Consider the following 17637-nt stretch of genomic DNA (forward strand, 5'->3'; position numbering starts at 1 on the left):
GGTAGTTATTGTAAGGGAAAATGTTTTAAAGTGGTAAATTATGTTGTTCATTCTCTATTAAAATCAAAATTCACATAACTTTTTTCATATTTTATGTTTAACATTTCGAAAATGGGTGTACTACATATAATATAACAAATAATTCATTTTAGAGGAGGAAGTTAAAGATGGAAACGAAGTATAGTAAACCTTTTGTATATGAATTTATTACGGAGAAAGAGGTCATGAATGCGGCGAATGATCTAGTGAAGAAAGGGATAAACCAAAAAGATATTTACGTATTAACACATGAGAAAGATAGGACAGATAGAATCGCAGACAATGCAGACGTGAATACAATTGGAATAAAAGAGGAAGGACTTGGGACAAGTATTATTAACGTCTTTCAAAAAACGGGAGATCAGTTAAGAAATAAGATGCAAGAGTTAGGACTTAATGAGGAAGAAGCTAACTTTTATGAAGAAAAACTGGATGAAGGAAAAATCTTGTTATTCGTTAAGGATTTAGAAAGAGTCGGTGAATGGTTACAAGAAAGAAGATGCATGTATTCTATTTAAATTTGTATCCTATAAATCTATTACGAAAAGGAGATTGTAAATATGAGTGAGAACGGGCTAAAAGAACAAATTACTGGTAAGGTTGAAAAGAAAAAGGGCGAAGTAAAAGAAGGAATTGGTGAAATTACAGAAGATAGAGAGTTGAAAAATGAAGGGAAGTGGGAAAAAACGAAGGGAACGATAAAAGAAAAAGTCGGAAAAGTGAAACAAAAGATAAATGATGGATTGGATCATAAAGAATAATACATGTTTATCAAGCTTTGGTTACATACCAAAGCTTGATAAATCCATTATAAAAATAATATAGGAGGTTTAATTATGGGACTTATTATTACGTGTATTGTAGGTGGACTTATTGGTGCGTTAGCTGGAATGATTACAGGAAAGGACTTCCCTTTAGGTATAGTTGGTAACGTTATTGCCGGATTAATCGGATCTTGGGTAGGTAGTGCGTTATTTGGTCATTGGGGTCCTGAATGGGGAGGCATCTTTATTCTTCCAGCTTTATTAGGTGCAATCGTCTTTATTTTAATCGTTACATTCTTTTCTAGAATGCTGCGGAAAGCGTAAGTATGATAATAAATAGTAATCTTAAGTTTATTATATATAGCTATAAAGTAAATGAACTGATAAATATACATAAAAAAGCATCCAATTAAACTAATTTGGATGCTTTTTTCATGTAATCTGCATAGAAATGAGTGGAGGATGAAGAACCCCCACTCATTAACGTTACACTTTCTATTATGTATTAAACCATCGTTACTTTTTCACAATTATTTATTCTTACGACCTGCCTTGGTTCTATATGAGATAAGTCCTCATCATTACCTATATCCACTACAATTGTATTCGTTAGTATGTTAATAATGGAACCAATTAATTTTGTAGCATGATCGTGTCGATAAGAAAATTGAACGAAATCTCCATTTTTTAAGTTGTGCTCTTCCATAGATACATCCCCCTAAAAATAATTTTTATACATTATACATACACAAATTTATAAAGTTTAAACATTTGGTAGTATTTTTTTTAGTGTTAAGCTGAGAAAGGTGTAGAAAATTTATTTATCCCGCTTTAATGGGCAGTAAGACCCCCACCTCAAAATTCAGCGAAAGCAAAGAATTTAGGTGGGGAATCAACTGCCCATAAAAGTCCGATTGGTTCAACTAATAATCAGTGGGGGATGAAGAAAACCCCCACTGATTAAAGTTTCACTTTATAATTAAAATAAAAAAATATGTTTAAAATTAATTTTTATGGGTAATTAAATAGTAAGAGTTTGAGATAAGGGGGCGGAAATGATGAATTTGGCAATAAATATTTTGCAAAATGATTTAGGTTATACAGTACAACTTAATGGTGAAATTGATGCATATACGGCATCAGATTTGAAAAATAAGATGATGCCTATTGCAAGCGAAAAAGAGGTTTATATTATAGTAGATTTTAATAAGGTAGATTATATGGATAGTACAGGTTTAGGCGTGTTTATAGCTCTTTTAAAAGCAATTAAGAAAAATGATGGAAAGCTAGAGTTTATTGGCGTATCTAAACGACTAAAAAGATTGTTTGATATTACAGGGCTAACAGAAATATTAAATTTGAATTCCGATTTTGAAAAAGTAGAAAGAAGGTGACTAGGGATGATGGAGAGATTTGAAAAGATAGAAATGAAAATTCCTGCAAAAGCAGAATATGTGGCTATTATTCGTTTAACAATGGCTGGTGTTGCGAATCGAATGGGCTTTGCTTATGACGATATAGAAGACATGAAAATTGCTATTAGTGAAGCTTGTACAAACATTGTACAACATGCATACAAAGAAGACGTTGGAGAAATTGCAATTGTCTTTGGGCTATATGAAGATCGATTAGAAATTATGGTTGCTGATAATGGGGTTAGCTTTGATTTTAGCACCTTAAAAAGGAAAGTTGGTCCGTATGATATTAGTAAACCAGTAGAACATTTGCCGGAAAATGGTTTAGGTTTATATTTAATCAATACGTTAATGGATGATATACAAATTATGCATGATGAGGGCATGACAGTTTTAATGACAAAATATATACAAAGAGAGCAGGTGGAGAATGATGGAAATCCAATCTCAACCTACAAATCTTGCTAAAGAAGACGTTATTAAACTAATTGCAGACTTCCAACAAAACCAATGTGATGAAGCACAGGAAAGGTTAGTTCATCACTATAAAAATCTCGTACATTCCATTGCATATCGCTATTCAAAAGGTGGCCCGATGCATGAGGATATTATACAAGTAGGGATGTTAGGGCTCTTAGGCGCAATAAGAAGGTATGATTATTCGATAGGAAATGCTTTTGAGCCGTTTGCAATACCTACGATAGTAGGGGAAATAAAGAAGTATCTACGTGATAAAACTTGGGGTATTCATGTTCCAAGGCGGATTAAAGATTTAGGCGGGAAGATTAAACTTGCGATAGAGGAGCTAACAGATCATCTACAACGTTCACCGAAGATTATAGAGATTGCAGATCATTTAGGACTATCCGAAGAGGAAGTGCTAGAAATTATGGATGCAAAAAATAATTATCGAGTATCTTCCTTAGATGATGTAGTTGAAAATTCATCTGATGGAAGTTCGGTAGCAAGAATTGAATCTGTAGGTGAAGTAGAGCAAGGATATGAAGAAACAGAAAGACGTCTCGTTTTAAAGGATATTTTTAACGTATTAAATGATACGGAAAAGAGTGTTATTCATTATATATTTGGAGAAAATTTAAATCAAAAGGATACAGGGGAACGATTAGGTATTTCACAAATGCACGTTTCTCGTATTAAAAGACAAGCGATAAGTAAATTGAAGCAAGCAGCGTTTTTAGATACATAAAAAATTTTAAATAATTATGTTTAAAACATGAGAAAAGGGGTAGTTATTAAGTATAGGAGGAGATATAAAAATGTCACACGATGTGAAAGAACTAATTGAAGGATTGAATGAAGATTTAGCAGGAGAATACGCAGCAATTATTATGTATAACCATAATGCAGCTACAGTTTCTGGTATATATAGACAAGTGTTAAAACCTTTCTTTGAGTCTGAAATTAGTGATGAACAAGGACATGCCCTATATTTAGCGGAGAAAATTAAGACGTTAGGTGGTACACCTACTACGATCCCTTTACCAGTGAAACAAGTAGAAGATGTTAGAGAAATGTTAGAAGAAGCTAGGAAGTCAGAATATGAAACAATTAAGCGTTATGAAACGAGAAAAGAACAGGCAGCGAAATTAAATATGACAGAGTTAGTTGTAAAGTTAGAAGATATGATCGCAGATGAAACAAATCATATGGAAGAATTAGATCGTCTTTTAAGTGACAAAGCAATGGTGTTAAATTAATTTATAGAGTGAAAGAACAAACTCTCATTTCTAGGGGGTTTGTTCTTTTGCTGTATAAATATGTTTGAGTAGGAAATTTTCATTTTGTAACTGAGTATGTAATACTAGAAAAATAGAAAATGATCATAGATTTACATTTTATATAAGAAAAGGGGAAATAACTTGTGTCCATTTTAATTGTCGATGATAATCCGGTTAACATCTTTGTAATTGAAAAAATTTTAAAACAAGCCGGATATCAGGATCTTGTATCGCTTAATTCTGCACAAGAGCTTTTCGAATACATTCAATTTGGAAAAGATTCTTCCAGGCATAATGAAATTGATTTAATACTATTAGATATTATGATGCCTGAAATTGATGGACTTGAAGTTTGTAGGCGATTACAAAATGAGGAGAAGTGTAAAGATATTCCTATTATTTTTGTAACAGCTTTAGAAGATTCGAATAAATTAGCTGAAGCGCTTGATATAGGCGCAATGGATTATATTACGAAACCGATAAATAAAGTTGAATTGTTAGCGCGTATGCGTGTAGCATTACGCTTGAAATCGGAATTAAATTGGCATAAAGAACAAGAAGAAAACCTTCGTAATGAATTGGATTTAGCTACACAAGTACAAAGAAACTTATTAAGTAGCCCATTAAGAGAAGATCATATAAAAATTGAAGCAAGCTATTTACCTTCATTCAAACTAGCTGGAGATATGTATTATTGGTATAAAATCGATGAAAACCGCTACGGTATTATATTATTAGATGTGATGGGACATGGTATATCTGCTTCATTAGTTTGTATGTTTATTTCGTCTGTATTACGTGAAACGATTAAATCTTTAATCGATCCAGAACTTGTCATTAAAGACTTAAATAAATATATGACTCTTTTACATAATGAGAATGACAATATTCCATATTATTTTACAGCGATATACTTAGTAGTTGATACAGAAAAGAGAACAATTGAATATGTAAATGCAGGACATCCTTCTGGATACGTTTTAGTCGATGAAGCGAATGTAGTGGAACTAAATCGCGGGAGTTGTGCGGTAGGATTTTTTGATGAAATAAAAGTTGAAAAAACAGTTATACCTTTTGAGAAGAACGCTCAAATATTATTATTTACAGATGGTGTGCTTGAAGCAATTGCACATGATGAATTTGAGTCTGAAGAGAAATTACGTGCTTTTACAGAAAGAAAATGGGGAGATTTAGAAGAAGAGATAGAAGGGTTTTATAAGGAAGAACAGAAGAAAAAGCAATCAGATGATATGTGCCTAATTATGATACAAACGAATGCGAAATAAAAAGCGTATGAAATCCAAACAGAGGATTTCATACGCTTTTATTGTATTTTTTGATAGATTTGTTCGTTCGGATTAAACTGGATATAATGCGGCATTATATTTGAAAAACGAAGAGTTTCTTTATTTCCTAAACATAGGAATCCATTGTGGCCTAAACTTTCATAAAATAGTTGCTGTACTTGGTTTTGAAGTTTACTTGTAAAGTAAATTAAAACGTTACGGCAAAGTATAATATGAAATTCATTAAAAGATTGATCAGTTACTAAATTATGTTGCGCAAAGATAATGTTTTGTAAAAGAGATGGATTAAAATAAGCAAAACGATTATCTGTTGAATAGTAGTTAGAAAATGCTTGTGTACCGCCAGCTTGTAAATAGTTTTTCGTATAAGTTTGCATTTTATTTAACGGAAGGATGCCTTGTTTTGCTTTTTCTAACACATTTGTATTCATATCTGTTGCGTAAATAACAGCTTTTTCACTTAATCCTTCTTCGTGAAGTAAGATGGACATTGATAATACTTCTTCACCAGTTGCGCATCCAGCATGCCAAATTCTAATTTCAGGATACTTTTTTAATTCAGGAATGACATGCTCTCTTAGCGCTTTAAAAAAGTTAGGGTTACGGAACATTTCAGTTACGTTAATGGAGAAATCATTTAATACCTGTTCTAAAAAGCCTTCCTCATGAATTACTTTTTCAATTAATTTTGAAATGGTTGGTATATTAGAGAGCTGCATTCGATTACAAATTCTTCTATAAATAGATGTGCGAGCATATTGGCGGAAATCGAAGCCAGATAGTTTAAATACCGCTTCTAATAGTAATTCAATTTCTAAGTTCGTACGCTTATCCATATCGACGGATGGATCAAAATTATAATACTTATTTTCCACTTAAACTAAACCTCACTTATTTTATTAACCATACACTCATTACCGAATAGAGTTGATGTAAATTTAATGGTTTACTTATATAATCTGAAGCACCAGCAGATAAACATTTTTCCTTATCATTTGGCATTGCTTTCGCAGTTAATGCGATAATAGGTATTTCATGTAACCTTAAGTTCATTCGAATATGTTCCATCGTTTCATAACCGTCCATATTCGGCATCATAATATCCATTAAAATAAGGTCAATATTTGTATTGTTTTTTAGTATGTCTAAACACTCTATGCCGTTTTGTGCAGTAATAATGTTGGCATGTTGTTTTTTTAATGCATTTTGTAATGCAAATATATTTCGGTGATCATCATCGACAATTAAAATGGTTTTCTCTTGGAAGACGTTATTTGTTTCAGGAGTCACGATAGTTTCCTCCACAACTTCAGCAGGAATAACATCTTCTATCGTTGCTGCAACTTCTAAATTGGATACTTGTATATCAGTTAATCCATTTGGAAGATTAGGAATATATACAGTGAAAGTACTGCCTTCTCCTACATGACTCTCTAACGTAATCCAACCACCTAACAATCTAGCAAACTCTTTACAAATCGATAACCCTAAGCCTGTACCACCATATTTTCGAATCGTTGCGCCATCTGCCTGTTGAAAGGCCTCGAAAATAAGTTGATGCTGTTCTGTAGCGATACCAATACCAGTATCTTTTACTGAAATTGTAATCCAATCTTTACTTATAGAATGCATTTCATGACTCAAATTGGTTGTTTCTATCGAATCGAAATGTAAAGAAACGGATCCTTTTTCTGTGAATTTAAATGCATTGGATAATAAGTTTTTAATAATTTGTTCAATCCGTTTTGCATCTGTATAAAACAGATCAGGAATAGCATCACTGTCTTCAATAGTAAATTCGACATTTTTTTGTGCAGCTATATGTAAAAAGTTTTGCTGCATATTTGCTGCCATGTCACTTATATTCGTTGCTTCAAAAATAACATCCAGTTTTCCAGCTTCTACTTTAGATAAATCTAGTATGTCATTAATTAAAGTAAGTAAATCTTTCCCTGATGAATGAATAACGGTTGCTAATTCAATTTCATCGTCGGATAAATGATTATCATGATTTTCTTTTAACATTTCAGATAATAGTAAAATACTATTTAACGGTGTGCGTAATTCATGTGACATATTTGCTAGAAATTCTGATTTGTATTTTGAGCTACGTAATAACTCACTTGCTTTTTCCTCTAATTCTGATTTAGTAATTTGTAAGTCAGCTGTCTTTTGCTCCGCCTCTTCCGTTCTAGACTCTAGTTGTTCATTCGTTGTTCTTAATTCTTCGGCTTGCATTTGTAGTTCTTCAGCTTGCGTTTGCAATTCTTCTGATTGAACTTGCAACTCTTCTGTCATTGCTTGTGATTCATGTAAAAGAGTTTGAATTCGCATACGTCCCATAATACTATGGATTGTTAAACCTAGATTATCAACAGTTTGTTGAATTAAATCTTGATGCAAGTCTGAAATGTCAGTTACACTTACTAATTCCATTACTGCAATCACTTTATCTTCAAATAAGATAGGGATGACTAGTAGGTTTTTAGGGCGTATTTCTAATAATCCAGTAGTAACGTAACGAAACTCTTCAGGTATGTCCGTGAGAATAAAACTTTTCTTTTCAAAAGCTGATTGCCCAATTAAGCCTTCACCCATTTTAATGGAGTGTTTTCCAATATCAGAACCTTGCTCGGCGAAAGAAGCTTTCTTCACATAGTAGACAGTGTCTTCAATTTCTTCACGTACATAAAATGCACCGCAAGAAGTTTGCGTTTTTTGTATAATTCCACTAAGAATTTTGTTACCTAACATCTCAATAGAAGGTACACCTTGATACATTAAAATTAATTCTGCAAGCTCGGTTTGTAACCACTCTCTTTTCGATATTTCGTCTAGTAGATGGTTCGTTGTATGAGCAAGATCTTTTATTTCATCATGTGTGTTTACATGAATTCTTTCCGTAATTTTTTCTTTAGAAGAAATAGATTTAATAGCTTGAATTACATTTTTAATCGTTTTTGTAATGGAATTCGAAATATAGAGTGAAATGATAATAGAAATACAAGAAAGTAAGAACAATAAACTGTATAACCAAATCTCTAATTTATTATTTTCAGTATCTAATTGTGCAGCTCTTTTTTTCGTTAGTTGCTCCTCTACACTACGGAAGTTAGTTACCTGCGATTGTAGTGACTGAATTTGAGTCGTATCGATTGCTTGTACGTTATTACGATTGCTATTTGTAATAAGTGGGTGAATCTCTTTATTAATCCAACTAGTAATGTTTTCATTAATCTGTTTTAACTTTTCTTGCTGAGAGGGGTTATCCTCTAATAGAGCAAAAAGATCTTGATAATGTTTTTCGTAATCCTTTTCCGCAGCGTTAAGGGATTGAACGTAATTTGCATCATTAGAAGTGATAAATCCTTTCGCTTTATTTTCAATTGTTAGTAATTCTTTCTCCACTTGATTCGTTAAATTAAGAACTTTAAAATCGTGATCAATAATAAAATTACGAGATTTTTGTAAACTGGAAATCTCATTGTTTAGCATAATGAAAGAAATAAGTAAGAACAAAATGATAACTAAATAACCAGCCATAATTTTGTAGCGAATACTAAATTTTGCTTTCGAGTTCATTAAAAATTCCTACCTTCAAGGTTATTAACAATTTTCAATTGTACAGAATAAAAAACGTAATATATATTATATCAGTTTTCGTAAGGCCAAACTAGAAATCCCCCTATTGTATTAGGGGGTCTCTTTTTGAATTGAGGAAATCATTTTGAAATATAAAACGATATATGAAAAGTAACAATCGAGGGAATAGGGGATCATAAAACTTTTAAGAAGGAAAGAGTGTTCTTAAAGCTTTGTTTGCATCTATTCCTTCAAAGATAAATAATACAAGTTCTTTCTTTTTGACAGTAAGGAAAAAGGAAACTAATGTGCTTAAGTTTTTAATAGAAGTAAGTGTTCCATGTTTACTTATAAATACATTCGTTTGAAATGTTGTCATTAAAGCATAAAAGTGATGAATCTGCGTTATTGTAGGTGTTTCATTATAAAGAATAGTAGTAGATTGGATTGCATTCATCGAAATATTCCTTTCCGTATAGTAAGTATAACAATATAAACATACCCGTTTTAAAAAATGTTAAACATATAAATAAGAAAAAATATAATTATAGTTTTTTACGTTTAGAAAGGGTTACGAAGGGTATACATATACTACAAAGAGATTGAATGAAGATGAATTGAAAGATTTCTAGTCTATAAAAATATACTTTTACTTTAAATAAAAAGGAGTCGGGTATACATGAATGAACTGATAATTGATATTACATTTGATTTAATTTACTTGTTAAGTAGTTCGCTTGTAATGCTTTTACTATTCGCTTTTTTCGTAAATGGTTATGTTAATAAGAAGATTAGTGTATACAGAAATGAAGAAAGATAAAGATACATGATATAAAACTTTAGGAGGTTACTAGTTATGAATGTAGATAGAAAAATAGTAGGTGTTTTTAGAACAATTGATGATGCGGCATGTGTTATTAATGAATTAAGTGATAAAGGATACTCAGCTGATAACATTTCAGCTATTGCGAAGGATCAAAAGGAAATTGAACATCTGGAAGAGAAATCGGGTGAAAAAGTGAATCATGAAACTGCACATAAAGCGGATATCTTTTCAGCAACAGGGCTTGTGGCAGGAGGAGTAGCAGGCGGACTCGGTGGTTTATTAACAGGTCTTGGTGTACTTGCCGTATCTGGAATGGGTCCAATCGTAGCGGCAGGACCTATCGCAGCAGCTATTGGGGGAGCCGGTATTGGCGGAGGAGCTGGAAGTTTAATAGGAGCATTTATCGGATTAGGCATTCCTGAGGAACATGCTAAGAAATATGAAGAATACATTTACGATGGAAATATATTAATTTTAGTAGATGCAACATTAGATGATAAGTTAGAAATCTATAAAATATTTGATAAGCATAATGCTTATAACTCTGATTTCTTTAAATAATATGTACGTCACATATTAAACATAGTGGATATCGTTTTTGATCTTACAACTTTGGCGCGGCCGAGGAGTCGTATGACTATAAGAGAGGAAGGGCTTATAGTAAAAGATCAAGTTTAAAAGGGAAGAGGTGTCTTTTCGTGATTGTAAAAATATTAAAGGATAGTAGTAATAGTTTCCTTTGTACAGTTCAAAATCAAAATGGAGAGAAGTATGTGAAGAAATGGTTTAGTAAACATGAAAACAAGGAAGAGTTAGGGCGACCAACCTTTAAAGAAGTGGAAAAGGATTGGAAAGAAAATAGAAAATCGTTTATGTATCCTAACGTAAAAGCGCTTTATTAAATAATAGCCGTTTTATTCTTACAAAATTGTCACACTCCTGTAAGGTAATTCAATAGATTCGTTGCTTGTTCCATGTCATAATAAAGACATAAGAAAGCTTATTCAAACTACAACTTATTAGGAGAGTGTCAGTCATGATTGTAACAACAACGTCTGGAATTCAAGGTAAAGAAATTATTGAGTATATCGATATTGTAAATGGTGAAGCTATTATGGGTGCAAATATTGTCCGCGATTTATTCGCTTCTGTTCGTGATGTTGTCGGTGGTCGTGCTGGTTCTTACGAAAGCAAGCTAAAAGAAGCTCGTGATATCGCAATGGATGAAATGAAAGAACTTGCAAAACAAAAAGGTGCGAACGCTATCGTTGGTATTGACGTAGATTATGAGGTTGTTCGTGATGGAATGTTAATGGTTGCTGTAAGTGGTACAGCTGTACGTATATAAGTAAGTAAAAATACAGGCTCACCCCTTGAAGCTTATGCTTTGAGGGGATTTTTTTGTTTTATGACTAACGTTGACAAGAAATTATAATTACATATGTTCAAAGTGGGCAAAACGTTATTGTAAAAAATGCTAGGATTGCTCCTAGCATTTCGTGAGGGGGTATTGCACGGGAATTTAGATAATAAGCAGACACACTTGCTTATTTCAAATGTAGTATATATTGTTTTCAAAGAGAAAAGTAAGAAATACAACAATCTTTATATATGTTTAACGAAGGTGTTAATTATATGACAAATAATAAAATTATTATTTGAGGTAAGAAAAGGTGTATAGGATGTGAAAGGTAAGGTGATAGCATTGATGCAAAAATAAAGGACAGTACATATTGTATATGACGACTATGTACTGTCCTGATTATTCTTTTTGGATTACGAGAAATTGTCTCCTGTCTTACTATAAATTTCATAGGCGAAATAACCAAATAAATAGCCTATTCCGGCCCCTAAACTAAATGAAAGCAGGGAGAATTCCGGGAAAAACATACCGAAAATCAAACCAATCATACAGCCAACAAGCATTCCTATCGGTATGAAACTGTCTAATAAAATTTGAGCCTCATTTGATTTTTTCTTACCTAATTTTCCGTTCTTATATTTATGTTCCAATCTTTTTATTACAAATACTACAATTCCACCAACTATTACAACAGGCCAAATTGCCGAAATGAACCACATGTTAGAAGCTCCTTTCGTTTTTAATTAAATTATACCATATATTAACATTTTTAATTTAAGCGGAGACAAGATCTTCTGCATTTCTTTTCCTTTTATTCATAACTAAAGTTAATAGGAATAAAATGAAGCTTAAAAGTGCCATTATAATAAAAACTTGCGTATAACTATTAAAATAATCACGAGCGATTCCTGCTAGGACAGGAATGAATCCGCCCATAATATATCCTCCTGATTGCATCATAGCAGTCCATGCACTCGCATCTTCTGAAGTTTTTGTTTCATATAGCGGTAGCATGAGAGCGAGTGGAAATACGCCGCCGAGCCCGATACCTAGTAAAATAGAAGGAACCCATGGTGTGGTTAATGGGTAAATCATAAGCGATAAACCTGCGAGTACAAAGCATATACTCCCTAATAACCAAAGTGCTCTGTTTTTATAAATATCCGCTAACGTTGGAATTAAAAAGCTACATATCATTTGAATCACTGCAAAAACAGTTATAAGAGTCCCCGCTTGTTCGCTACTCACACCCATACTTTGATTTGCCGGCGCAAGCCAAGTCGTAATGGAATAAAAGGTTCCTGATTGTATCCCGAAAAAGATTGTGAACAACCATGCTTTTTTATTTCTTAAAGGTAAGCTATTATTCTTTTTATTTTGTGTACTCGTATTCTTTTTTCGTTTCATAACGGGATACCAAAACATAATAGCGATAATAGTTAGTGCACCCCAAAAAGCGAGTGCCATATTCCAAGATCCTTTTAACACATGTTGTAAAGGAATCGTTAACCCTGCACTTAAAGAAGCGCCAGTTCCCATACCTACTGAATATATGCCAATCATTAAGCCGATTTTCGTAGGAAATTTTTCTTTAATAAAACCTGATAGTAACGGACCTGCAAGTGCAATTCCAATACCGATAAATAAAGAACTCGCGAATAATGTGGAAATGGAAAAGGTAAAGGCCCTCATGCATGTTGCAAACCCAATTAGAATAAGACAAGCCATAATTGCTTTTTCTGCCCCGTATTTTTTTATTACCTTCCCAGTCAGTAAGGCGAATGTCCCCATACAAAAAACAGGAATAGCTGTTAAAAAACTAACGGAAAAATTACTTATATTTAAGTCTTGTCGGATTGTTTCTAATACAGGTGAAACAGATGTAATTCCGATACGTAAATTAATAGAAACAAAAAATAGTGCTAGTATATACAAATAAGTTCGTTCTTGATGTTTCAATTTCACTTTCTCCTCTCTTAAACATCAGATGTTATTGAGTATATCATCTGATGTTTGTGTGTAATAGATAAGGAGCTTATTTCAGCTCCAAATTTTGAATAGCGTATGTTCGTGCCTCTTCAGTATTTTGTTTTAAAATCGCTTGGAATAACTTTTCATGAATGTCAGAGTTATCTTCATAGTTCGCTGTATGTAATATGAATTGGCTTAAAATGTGGCGAAGGGCAGGTACGAAAGATTCATACAAATCAAGTAGAACTTCGTTTTTGCTCGCCTTTGCAATGGCTAGATGAAACTGAATGTCTGCATCTATGTATGCTACATAATTTCCTTCTTGAAGGGCATTTTTTCTTTTACTCAAATGTCCTTTTAAGTATAAAAGATCCTCGTCGGTTCGGCGCTGTGCTGCTAACATCGCTACTTCTTTATCTAACATATTTCGTGCTTCATACACATGATGTATATTAGCTGTTTGCAATCGTTTTTCAAATGAATCTTGCGTTGTATTGAGTGAAACAATACGAGTACCTTGTCCTTGGCGAACTTCTAATATGCCAGCATGTACTAATATCTTTATGCTCTCTCGCAATGTTGATCGTCCAACTCCTAACTCTTCCATTAATTGCGGCTCTGTAGGGAGGCGATCACCAACTTCATACTCGCCAGAAAAGATTTTCTCCTGTAGACGTTCCAACACTTCATCGACTAATTTCCGCCGAGCAACTTTTGAAAAAGATTTCTTTTCGTTCATATTCATCTGCTCATCTCCTGTTATATTCGTTTTTATGATAACCAATTTAAGTTTGGTTGACAATGTTATTTTTTAGGTAGTTGAAATGGGATACTAAAATAGGGTTTATAAGACATAAAAAAATCGATTTCTCCTGAATACATAGTAATATAAAAAAAACGCTCTTGTGAGCGTCTTTTTCTAATTTGAGATAGATGTATCATTATTGTTCTACTAGGTTACATAGTTCTCGTATAAAGTTTTCTCACACAAATGATCTGTGTATCAATTTATTTTTGATATACAGATCATTTGTATGATAATTATTATAGATAATTGCTGAATGATAACCTTACATGAATGCTTTTAAAAGTTCTTGAACTAATGGAATTACTCCACCTACAAATTTTAAAACTGCCATTGCGATTTCCATATGAGTGCCTCCTTTTTTTATGGTAAGATGCAATAAATCTTTATACGCTTATTATAGTAAGCGCTTACAATTATATCAATGCATTTCGATATGCAATATTTCATATTAATATTCTGTAATGGGGATGGAAAAAAGCCCCACTAATTAAAGTTTCACTTTATCAAAATGTAAGCTGCATCTTGTATAATATAATGATGGAGGTCGAATATGAAAAAAATGAATTCAAATATAGATGTGGATACAAATGTATTGGAAGCGGTATTTATTCCAAGAAGGTTTATTGTTTTATGGATTACACTCGTATATATAGCTTCAATGCTTTTAGAATTTCGTAATAATATTCTCTCAATAGATAGTTTCTTTTTTACAATAGTCATTGTTATTCATACTATTTTTCATTGGTATGCGAGTTCATTAAAAAATAGGCAATTGTTGTATTTCTTTTTTGTACAACTTTTCATTGTGTTTTTGGCTGCATTTATTGTACCAAATGGTTCAATAGCTATTTTTGTTGGATTAACCCCTATTTTAATTGCTCAAAGTTTATATGTTTATCACAATATATTTAAAGTAATGGCAGTTTTTACTCTCATGTATGCCATATTTTGTATTGCGATTAGTATGAATTATGGTGTGAATAAAGTAGCTATTCTTATCTCTATGTTCCTTTTAGTACTAGCAATTATTATTCCTTTTTCTTATATTAATAAGCAGCAATATGATGCACGTAATCGTATACAGAGCTACATTCAAGAGTTAGAGTCTGCATATATGAGAGTAGAAGAATTGACATTAGCTAATGAAAGGCAGCGAATGGCAAGGGATTTACATGATACGTTAGCGCAAGGTGTAGCGAGCTTAATTATGCAATTGGAAGCAATAGACGCCCATATGCAAAAAGGGAATATAGGACGATCTCAAGAGATTATGAAACAAACTATGATAAGAGCGAGACAAACTTTACATGATGCAAGGTTGGTTATTGATGATTTGCGTCATACTACCAATTCATTTAATAAAGCAGTAGAGGAAGAAGTTCAACGTTTTTCTGAGGCTACGTCTATACAAGTGAGATTTACTATTCAAAGCCCTCCGCATATTTCAAGCTTAGTAAAGGAACATTGTTTATATGTAATTAGTGAATGTTTAACGAATATCGCAAAACATTCGCAGGCAACAGATGTAAATTTAAAAGTTGAATATATCGATAACCTTGAAAAGCTTACTATTGAAGTTGAAGATAATGGAATGGGCTTTGACACTGGATCTATCGGTAAGAATCCTGGGCATTATGGATTAATTGGCTTAAATGAGCGAGTTCGATTGATTAATGGAGAAATACATATATTGAGTGAAAAGATGAAGGGTACGAAAGTGTGTATTCAAGTACCTATCAATAATGAAGGAGATAGCCATGAAGTATAACGTATTAATTGTGGATGATCATTTCGTTGTAAGAGAGGGTCTGAAATTAATAATAGAAACGAGTGATTCATTTCAAATTATAGGTGAGGCTGCAAATGGAGAAGAAGCCCTTTCTTTCATAGAAAAAAAGAAACCTGATGTTATTTTAATGGATTTAAATATGCCTAAAATGAGTGGGTTAGAAACAATTGAAGCTTTAAATAAAAAACAAAATCATACGCCGATTATTATATTAACTACTTATAACGAAGACGAATTAATGTTAAAGGGAATTGAGTTAGGAGCAAAAGGATATTTGCTAAAAGATACGGATCGTGAGAATTTGTTTCGAACATTGGAAGCGGCTATTCGAGGTGAGATTTTACTACAACCCAATATTATGGAAAAGATAGTGAATTATAAAAGGAAAGAAGTATATGCTGATAAGGTTGAAGAAAATAATTTAACAGAAAAAGAATTGTTTGTGTTGAAAGCTATAGCGCGTGGAAATAAGAATAAAGAAATTGCATTCGATATGGGAATAGCTGAGCGAACAGTAAAAGCGTATTTAACAAATATATACAATAAATTAGGTGTTAATTCAAGGTCAGAAGCAGTAGCTGTATCTATTGAAAGGAAGTTAATTCATTTTTAAAACATTATATATGCCCAATCGTACATTATAGGCTTGCCCTTTTGTACGATTTTTTTATTATTTTCTCATGTTATGCTTTAGAAAGTATGAGAGATTTAAGAACGCTCTAATTGCATTACACAGACGTTTTTAATATGGGAAAGGAAGAAGAATAATTAAATGGCAACTTTGTTTTTAATTTCTGTAGTAATTTTCTTTATTTGGCTGCAAAGTAAACAAACAAAATTAAACTGGATACATATTATTACTTTTCTCATGATGATAGGGATTATTACTTATACGGCGCCGCAACCAGTGACTAGAGATTTACAAGCAGAGTTATTGGCAGCTACGATTTTTTCTTTCGCTATTGGTGTTTGGCAAGGTGGAGGAATTACAGTTTGTAATGAGGATGGAATTTTATATATTACAAATGGAAAACAGTATTCCATTTCATGGATTCTTTTAATAATCGGCAACATAATTATTATTAACACATTTGAAGGAGAATTTACATTTAATGGATCGTGGATTATTTTGTGTAGCGTTGCCATTGCATCTGGGGTGAAAAACAGTATTCTATGTATTCTGTACAAATTAACAGTGCGAAATTGAATGGAAAAAGAATATTTTTTTATATTAATATAGAAATTATTACTGTAAGTTCATCAAAAGATTGTAGACGATAAAAACAGGAAAGAAGAATGGGGGAGTTAGCGTAGATGTTTCTACCTATTACTACATTTGATAGGTTTATTTGGCTGGGGAATGTTGCTTTCTCTTCAGAAAAAGTTAGCAAAAATCAAACGCTTTTGAGGGCTGAAGAGCAAGATGATAATTTGCGTAACAAGAAATATATAGATTCGGTTACTAAAATTCATAAGGAAATAAATATAGATTTTGTAAAATGTGGTGCTAATTATGTATCGGGCTGTGCGGAACCGCATTCAATAATTGTCATAACAAGTGGCGATACGTTTGTTGGAAGTGGACGGGTTAATAAGTATGGAGAATTTAAAATATATACGAATGATTATCTGGAAGAGCATTTGGTAATAGAGATGCAGTTGATAATGGGTGGTTTTTATCAAGAGAGTATAACGGTAAAGATAGAACGTTAAGATAGGATTATTTCTTTTTTTCCACTATATAAAAAGGAAGCAACCGTAGTCGCTTCCTACATCAATTAAGCCGAAGCTCTCTTCATTCTTTCAAGTAAACTAGATAACACATGCGTACGATACGATTCTAGTTTTTTACCTTCATAAGTACGGATACCTAATTTTTTAAGTTCTTTTACATACCAACCTTTGCTTCCGAAATACATGTGATCGCTCCCCTTCAACTTTGTTTTTAGTTGTTCTGATTGCATATGGAGGTACAGGTAATATAATGAAGGAAATGAATTTCGCGCGAAAATGGTTAACTTTGTTGCAAAAGAC

General features: G+C 32.5%; 24 protein-coding genes and 1 pseudogene. 16 read left to right on the plus strand and 9 right to left on the minus strand.

Translation table 11 applies throughout. The features are described 5' to 3' along the window. Positions 1-167: 167 nt before the first annotated feature. The 3 genes from AC1Q8N_RS14385 to AC1Q8N_RS14395 all read left to right on the plus strand — a co-directional run bounded on the left by AC1Q8N_RS14385 (position 168) and on the right by AC1Q8N_RS14395 (position 1127). Positions 168-557 carry a YflT domain-containing protein gene (locus AC1Q8N_RS14385; RefSeq protein ID WP_098080287.1) on the plus strand — a complete coding sequence of 130 codons (390 nt, stop codon included), beginning with the start codon at positions 168-170 and terminating at the stop codon, positions 555-557. A gap of 42 nt (positions 558-599) precedes the next feature. Continuing rightward, entirely contained in the window at positions 600-800 is a 201-nt protein-coding gene (locus AC1Q8N_RS14390; RefSeq protein ID WP_048545449.1) for a CsbD family protein, read from the plus strand. 75 nt (positions 801-875) lie between these two features. Continuing rightward, the gene (locus AC1Q8N_RS14395) at positions 876-1127 is read left to right on the plus strand and encodes a GlsB/YeaQ/YmgE family stress response membrane protein (RefSeq protein ID WP_000522902.1); all 252 of its coding nucleotides are present in this window, start codon (positions 876-878) and stop codon (positions 1125-1127) included. Positions 1128-1308: 181 nt separating this feature from the next. On the opposite strand, the gene AC1Q8N_RS14400 is transcribed toward AC1Q8N_RS14395, so the two are convergent. After that, the gene (locus AC1Q8N_RS14400) at positions 1309-1509 is read right to left on the minus strand and encodes a methyltransferase (protein ID WP_098080285.1); all 201 of its coding nucleotides are present in this window, start codon (positions 1507-1509) and stop codon (positions 1309-1311) included. Between the two features lie 349 nt (positions 1510-1858). Here AC1Q8N_RS14400 and rsbV point away from each other — a divergent pair, with 349 nt between their 5' ends. From rsbV to AC1Q8N_RS14425, 5 genes are all read left to right on the plus strand, one after another. Then, positions 1859-2197: an anti sigma b factor antagonist RsbV gene (rsbV, locus tag AC1Q8N_RS14405; protein ID WP_141499271.1), complete on the plus strand. Its 339-nt coding sequence runs from the start codon at positions 1859-1861 to the stop codon at positions 2195-2197. A 6-nt stretch (positions 2198-2203) separates the two neighbouring features. Next, entirely contained in the window at positions 2204-2686 is a 483-nt protein-coding gene (gene rsbW, locus AC1Q8N_RS14410; protein WP_048545439.1) for an anti-sigma B factor RsbW, read from the plus strand. Beyond that, on the plus strand, positions 2649-3425 hold the full coding sequence (gene sigB / locus AC1Q8N_RS14415; protein ID WP_098049000.1) for an RNA polymerase sigma factor SigB: 777 nt from the start codon (positions 2649-2651) through the stop codon (positions 3423-3425). Before rsbW ends, sigB begins: the two co-directional genes overlap by 38 nt. A gap of 70 nt (positions 3426-3495) precedes the next feature. Then, the gene (locus AC1Q8N_RS14420; RefSeq protein WP_048545435.1) at positions 3496-3936 is read left to right on the plus strand and encodes a ferritin-like domain-containing protein; all 441 of its coding nucleotides are present in this window, start codon (positions 3496-3498) and stop codon (positions 3934-3936) included. A 164-nt stretch (positions 3937-4100) separates the two neighbouring features. Beyond that, positions 4101-5243 (plus strand): SpoIIE family protein phosphatase, encoded by a 1143-nt coding sequence (locus AC1Q8N_RS14425; RefSeq protein ID WP_493521243.1) that lies wholly within the window; start codon positions 4101-4103, stop codon positions 5241-5243. Positions 5244-5281: 38 nt separating this feature from the next. Here the strand turns inward: AC1Q8N_RS14425 and AC1Q8N_RS14430 are convergent, their stop codons facing one another. The 3 genes from AC1Q8N_RS14430 to AC1Q8N_RS14440 form a co-directional block, all read right to left on the minus strand. Next, positions 5282-6139, minus strand: a complete 858-nt coding sequence (locus AC1Q8N_RS14430; protein ID WP_048545431.1) for a CheR family methyltransferase — start codon at positions 6137-6139, stop codon at positions 5282-5284. Positions 6140-6155: 16 nt separating this feature from the next. Continuing rightward, complete coding sequence (locus AC1Q8N_RS14435) at positions 6156-8846, minus strand: ATP-binding protein (protein ID WP_493521244.1); 2691 nt, start codon at positions 8844-8846, stop codon at positions 6156-6158. A 205-nt stretch (positions 8847-9051) separates the two neighbouring features. Beyond that, complete coding sequence (locus AC1Q8N_RS14440) at positions 9052-9303, minus strand: hypothetical protein (RefSeq protein ID WP_097845240.1); 252 nt, start codon at positions 9301-9303, stop codon at positions 9052-9054. A 222-nt stretch (positions 9304-9525) separates the two neighbouring features. On the opposite strand from AC1Q8N_RS14440, the gene AC1Q8N_RS14445 reads away from it, so the two are divergent. From AC1Q8N_RS14445 to AC1Q8N_RS14460, 4 genes are all read left to right on the plus strand, one after another. Next, on the plus strand, positions 9526-9666 hold the full coding sequence (locus AC1Q8N_RS14445) for a hypothetical protein (RefSeq protein ID WP_098079759.1): 141 nt from the start codon (positions 9526-9528) through the stop codon (positions 9664-9666). A 36-nt stretch (positions 9667-9702) separates the two neighbouring features. Next, positions 9703-10233 carry a general stress protein gene (locus AC1Q8N_RS14450; protein WP_001100081.1) on the plus strand — a complete coding sequence of 177 codons (531 nt, stop codon included), beginning with the start codon at positions 9703-9705 and terminating at the stop codon, positions 10231-10233. 137 nt (positions 10234-10370) lie between these two features. After that, entirely contained in the window at positions 10371-10574 is a 204-nt protein-coding gene (locus tag AC1Q8N_RS14455; RefSeq protein WP_048545425.1) for a DUF4028 family protein, read from the plus strand. A gap of 134 nt (positions 10575-10708) precedes the next feature. Continuing rightward, positions 10709-11020, plus strand: coding sequence for a YbjQ family protein (locus AC1Q8N_RS14460; protein ID WP_000637510.1), 312 nt, complete (start codon positions 10709-10711; stop codon positions 11018-11020). A 428-nt stretch (positions 11021-11448) separates the two neighbouring features. On the opposite strand, the gene AC1Q8N_RS14465 is transcribed toward AC1Q8N_RS14460, so the two are convergent. The 4 genes and pseudogenes from AC1Q8N_RS14465 to AC1Q8N_RS14480 form a co-directional block, all read right to left on the minus strand. Further along, positions 11449-11754 carry a hypothetical protein gene (locus AC1Q8N_RS14465; RefSeq protein WP_098079754.1) on the minus strand — a complete coding sequence of 102 codons (306 nt, stop codon included), beginning with the start codon at positions 11752-11754 and terminating at the stop codon, positions 11449-11451. A 55-nt stretch (positions 11755-11809) separates the two neighbouring features. Then, the gene (locus AC1Q8N_RS14470) at positions 11810-12994 is read right to left on the minus strand and encodes an MFS transporter (RefSeq protein WP_493521245.1); all 1185 of its coding nucleotides are present in this window, start codon (positions 12992-12994) and stop codon (positions 11810-11812) included. 76 nt (positions 12995-13070) lie between these two features. Continuing rightward, positions 13071-13751, minus strand: a complete 681-nt coding sequence (locus AC1Q8N_RS14475) for a FadR/GntR family transcriptional regulator (protein ID WP_098079750.1) — start codon at positions 13749-13751, stop codon at positions 13071-13073. 325 nt (positions 13752-14076) lie between these two features. After that, a pseudogene (locus AC1Q8N_RS14480) lies at positions 14077-14261 on the minus strand (hypothetical protein). A gap of 103 nt (positions 14262-14364) precedes the next feature. On the opposite strand from AC1Q8N_RS14480, the gene AC1Q8N_RS14485 reads away from it, so the two are divergent. The 4 genes from AC1Q8N_RS14485 to AC1Q8N_RS14500 all read left to right on the plus strand — a co-directional run bounded on the left by AC1Q8N_RS14485 (position 14365) and on the right by AC1Q8N_RS14500 (position 17316). Continuing rightward, entirely contained in the window at positions 14365-15582 is a 1218-nt protein-coding gene (locus AC1Q8N_RS14485; RefSeq protein WP_098079748.1) for a sensor histidine kinase, read from the plus strand. Beyond that, a complete protein-coding gene (locus AC1Q8N_RS14490) occupies positions 15572-16216 on the plus strand; it encodes a response regulator (RefSeq protein WP_000876838.1) in 645 nt (214 codons plus the stop codon). Before AC1Q8N_RS14485 ends, AC1Q8N_RS14490 begins: the two co-directional genes overlap by 11 nt. A 159-nt stretch (positions 16217-16375) precedes the next feature. Next, positions 16376-16810, plus strand: a complete 435-nt coding sequence (locus AC1Q8N_RS14495; protein ID WP_098079746.1) for a hypothetical protein — start codon at positions 16376-16378, stop codon at positions 16808-16810. Between the two features lie 107 nt (positions 16811-16917). Beyond that, a complete protein-coding gene (locus AC1Q8N_RS14500) occupies positions 16918-17316 on the plus strand; it encodes a hypothetical protein (protein WP_098079744.1) in 399 nt (132 codons plus the stop codon). A 65-nt stretch (positions 17317-17381) separates the two neighbouring features. Here AC1Q8N_RS14500 and AC1Q8N_RS14505 read toward each other — a convergent pair whose 3' ends face one another. Then, positions 17382-17522, minus strand: coding sequence for a YflJ family protein (locus AC1Q8N_RS14505; protein WP_000273537.1), 141 nt, complete (start codon positions 17520-17522; stop codon positions 17382-17384). Positions 17523-17637: the final 115 nt, after the last annotated feature.

The organism is Bacillus sp. GW823-FHT06B01, from assembly GCF_058952315.1.